Below are 653 nucleotides of genomic sequence, written 5' to 3' on the forward strand. Positions count from 1 at the left end.
TCGAGTAGACATCTCTGTTTCTCCTATTTATAATTTAAATTTTAAACATAATGTGAGAAAGCATGATGCCCCTCACAGAACCGTACTTGTAGATTTCCCACATACGGCTCTTCAATTTAACTCACTGAACCTGTTAAAGTATAAAAATCATGTGTTATCCGTGGTTGCGGTAGTGGATAGCGTTCAATATATTTGTTGAACTTCTCCCAACTTAATTTCCGCTTTTGGCTTCTTCGATTTAACCATTTCTTTGCCAGCCTCTTGGCAATTGAGTAATAACTTGCGATCGCTGGGAAATTCCCGCTCACGCCATAGTATTCAAAATGCCCTCTTAGCTTAGCTTTGAGTGTTTTCCACCACTGCCTCGTCGGGAGCAAGTTCCTAATAGCTTTAAACCAGGTGTTTAACTCTTTACACTTCGCTCTAAACTTCTTAGCACTTGTTTTCCGACCCAGCTTAAAGTAACCCTTTCTTGTCTTATCACAATAATGCGTAAAACCTAGAAAATCGAAAGTATTGGCTCTTCGACCTGTATTTGACGCATTGAGCCTCTCGTACCTGCCAAAGCTAATATTCCGACTCTTTTCTGGGTGCAGCTGTAGATTATACTTGTTAAACCTGTTTGAGAGTGCCCGCTCAATTCTGCGTGCATC

The 653-nt window shown here is 40.7% G+C and carries 1 protein-coding gene; it reads right to left on the reverse strand.

Features of this window, described 5'->3' with window-relative positions:
* Nucleotides 1–116: 116 nt before the first annotated feature.
* The coding region (locus DNK84_RS03430) for an RNA-dependent RNA polymerase family protein (RefSeq protein ID WP_456236411.1) at nt 117–653 on the reverse strand (537 nt) is incomplete at its 5' end.

Origin of the sequence: Facilibium subflavum (genome assembly GCF_003574485.1) — a bacterium.
Lineage (GTDB): Bacteria > Pseudomonadota > Gammaproteobacteria > Francisellales > Francisellaceae > Facilibium > Facilibium subflavum.